Raw genomic sequence first — 3,469 nt, forward strand, 5'->3', positions numbered from 1 at the left:
CCCCTGGCGGGGGCGCTGTCCGGCACGTCGGGAGCCTCCTCCGGGATCAGCGTCCGGCGCTGTCCACCACGGCCGACCACTCGTCCAGCAGGGCCTGCGCGGAGGCGTCGTCGGGCCCCTCCGCCCAGAGGTGCGTGACCGCCTGGGCCGGGTCGGGCAGGACCATCACCCAGCGCCCGTCGCTCTCCACGACCCGCACACCGTCCGTCGTGTCCACGGACCGGTCACCGGCCGCCTCGACCACGCTGCGCATGACCAGGCCCTTGACCGCCCACGGCGTCGCCAGGTCCCGCTTGAGGACATGGGCCCGGGGAATCCGGGCGTCGATCTGACTCAGCGTGAGCTGCGTCCGCGCCACCAGCCCGATCAGCCGCACGAACGCCGCCGTGCCGTCGTAGACGCTGCTGAACTCGGGGACGATGAAGCCGCCCATGCCGTCGCCGCCGAAGATGGTGCCCTCCTCGCCGCCGACCCGCGTCAGGTCGTCCGGCGAGGTGGTCGTCCACTCGACCTGCGTGCCGTGGTACGCGGCCACCTGCTCCGCAATCCGGGTCGTGGTCACCGGGAGCGCCACGCGCCCGCTGCGACGCTCGGCGGCCACCAGGTCAAGCATGACCAGCAGCGCCCGGTCGTCCTCGATGATGCTGCCCTTCTCGTCCACGAGCGACAGCCGCTCGCCCACGGGATCGAACCGCACACCGAACGCCGCCCCGGAGGACGCGACGATCTCCCCGAGCCGCTTCAGGCCCTTGCGCCGGATCTCGGCGGTCTCGGTGGGCCGCGACTCGTCCAGACCGGGGTTGATGGTCAGCGAGTCCACTCCGAGCTTGCCGAGCAGGCTGGGAAGCACCAGACCGGCACTGCCGTTGGAGGCGTCGACGACGACCTTCAGCCCGGACTCGGCGATCCCGGTCGTGTCCACGTTCCGCAGCAGCGACCCGGTGTACGAGTCGTAGACGCTGGACGGGAAGTACAGGTCACCGATCTCGCCCGGGAACGCCCGCCGGTACTCCTGGCGCGCGAACACCCGGTCCAGCTTGCGCTGGCTGCCCTGGGAGAGGTCCGCGCCCTTGGCGTCGAAGAACATGATGTCCACGGAGTCCGGCACACCCGGCGAGGTCCGGATCATGATGCCGCCGGAGCTGCCCCGCGCGGTCTGCTGCCGGGCCACGGGCAGGGGTACGTTCTCCAGGTCCCGGACGTCGATCGCGCTGGCCTGCAGCGCTGAGATCACCGCGCGCTTGAGCGCACGGGCACCTCGGGAGTGGTCACGGGCCGTGGTGACCGTGGTGCCCTTCTTCAGGGTGGTGGCGTACGCGCCGGCCAGCCGTACGGCCAGCTCGGGCGTGATCTCCACGTTCAGGATGCCGGAGACCCCGCGCGCCCCGAAGAGGTTCGCCTGGCCCCTGGACTCCCAGATGACCGACTCGTTGACGAAGGCGCCGGCCTCGATGGTCTTGAACGGGTACACCCGGACGTTGCCCTGGATGATCGACTCTTCGCCGATCAGGCACTCGTCACCGATGACCGCGCCGTCCTCGATCCGCGCGGCCCGCATGATGTCGGTGTTCTTGCCGACCACACAGCCGCGGAGATTGCTCTGCTGGCCGACGTACACGTTGTCGGCGACGACGGCCTTGTGCAGGAAGGCACCGCTCTTGACGACCACGTTCGAGCCGATGACGGAGTGCTCGCGGATTTCCGCGCCCGCCTCGACCTTGGCGTAGTCACCGATGTAGAGCGGCCCGCGCAGCACCGCGTCGGGGTGCACCTCGGCACCCTCGGCGACCCAGACGCCGGGCGAGATCTCGAAGCCGTCGATGTCGACGTCGACCTTGCCCTCCAGCACGTCGGCCTGGGCCTTCACATAGCTCTCGTGGGTGCCGACATCCTCCCAGTAGCCCTCGGCGATGTAGCCGTAGACCGGCTTGCCCTCCTTCATCAGCTGCGGGAAGACGTCGCCGGACCAGTCGACGGAGACATCGGGATCGACGTAGTCGAAGACCTCGGGCTCCATCACATAGATGCCCGTGTTCACCGTGTCGGAGAAGACCTGGCCCCAGGTCGGCTTCTCGAGGAAGCGCTCGACCTTGCCCTCCTCGTCGACGATGGTGATGCCGAACTCCAGCGGATTGGGCACCCGGGTCAGGCAGACCGTGACCAGGGCTCCCTTCTCCTTGTGGAAGTTGATCAGCTCGGTGAGGTCGAAGTCGGTCAGCGCATCACCGGAGATGACGAGGAAGGCGTCGTCCTTCAGCGCTTCCTCGGCGTTCTTTACGCTTCCGGCGGTACCGAGTGGCTTCTCCTCATTGGCATACGTGAGCTCCATGCCGAGTTCCTCGCCGTCACCGAAGTAGTTCTTGACGAGTGACGCCAGGAACTGCACGGTGACCACGGTCTCGTTGAGCCCATGCTTTTTGAGCAACCTGAGCACATGCTCCATGATCGGGCGGTTCGCCACGGGCAGGAGCGGCTTGGGCATGCTAGAGGTCATGGGGCGCAGGCGTGTGCCTTCGCCTCCGGCCATCACGACGGCCTTCATGTCGGAAGCGTCCTCCTCGAAGAGACGACGGTCTAGCCGACTTCACCCGTCCAGATTGTCCCGCACTTTCGCGTCACGGGCCATCGAAGCGTCACGTCGTGGACGATCGCGGAGTTCCGTCGGCCAACGCGTCCGCGCGCACCAGACGGCGGACCTGGACCATATAGAGCACTCCTGCCCACCAATACAGGGTTGTACCCCAACCGGCGAACGCCCATCCGAAAATGGCGCCCAAGGACGCGATCCAGCCGCTCCCGTCGCTGAGCAGCAGCAACGGGAAGGCGTACATCAGGTTGAAGGTGGCCGCCTTGCCGAGAAAGTTCACCTGGGGCGGCGGATAGCCGTACCGGCGGAGGATGCCGACCATCACCAGGAGGACCAGCTCACGGAACAGCAGCAGGGCGGTCAGCCACAGCGGGAGGATCTCCCGCCAGGTGAGGCCGAGGAGCGTGGAGAGGACATAGAGCCGGTCGGCGGCCGGGTCGAGGAGCCGGCCGAGGCTGCTGACCTGGTTCCAGCGCCGGGCGAGCTTGCCGTCCAGATAGTCACTGACTCCGCTCAGCGCCAGGACCAGGAGAGCCCAGCCATCGCTCTTGGGTCCTCCGAACTCCGGCCTGAGGATCAGCCACAGGAACAGAGGGACACCGGCGAGCCGAGCCATGCTGAGGATGTTGGGGATGGTGAGGACCCGGTCCGTCTGGACGCGGGTCTCCTGGACCTCCACCCGGAAGCCTCCTGTACGAAAAGTGCGGACAACGCATCCTGACCCTACCGCAACGCAAAAAAGCTCCGGCTCTCGGGCTGTATGCCCAAGAGCCGGAGCTGTAAAAGGAGTTCGGCGGTGTCCTACTCTCCCACAGGGTCCCCCCTGCAGTACCATCGGCGCTGTGAGGCTTAGCTTCCGGGTTCGGAATGTAACCGGGCGTT

Annotated in this window: 2 protein-coding genes and 1 rRNA gene; all 3 read right to left on the bottom strand. The window is 67.3% G+C overall.

Going from position 1 to position 3,469, the window contains the following annotated elements; all coding sequences use genetic code 11:
• Positions 1 to 46: 46 nt before the first annotated feature.
• Positions 47 to 2,542, bottom strand: coding sequence for a sugar phosphate nucleotidyltransferase (locus ACFWN1_RS32355; RefSeq protein WP_384370028.1), 2,496 nt, complete (start codon positions 2,540 to 2,542; stop codon positions 47 to 49).
• 91 nt (positions 2,543 to 2,633) lie between these two features.
• A complete protein-coding gene (locus ACFWN1_RS32360; protein WP_384370031.1) occupies positions 2,634 to 3,266 on the bottom strand; it encodes a CDP-alcohol phosphatidyltransferase family protein in 633 nt (210 codons plus the stop codon).
• Between the two features lie 109 nt (positions 3,267 to 3,375).
• A 5S ribosomal RNA gene (gene rrf / locus ACFWN1_RS32365) occupies positions 3,376 to 3,469 on the bottom strand; the annotation flags it as partial.

This window comes from Streptomyces sp. NPDC058459, assembly GCF_042721685.1.
Lineage (GTDB): Bacteria > Actinomycetota > Actinomycetes > Streptomycetales > Streptomycetaceae > Streptomyces.

What these genes read in the sequence shown, in the direction of transcription:
- ACFWN1_RS32355 (WP_384370028.1), bottom strand. Translation starts at nt 2,542, where the DNA reads ATGAAGGCCGTCGTGATGGCCGGAGGCGAAGGCACACGCCTGCGCCCC.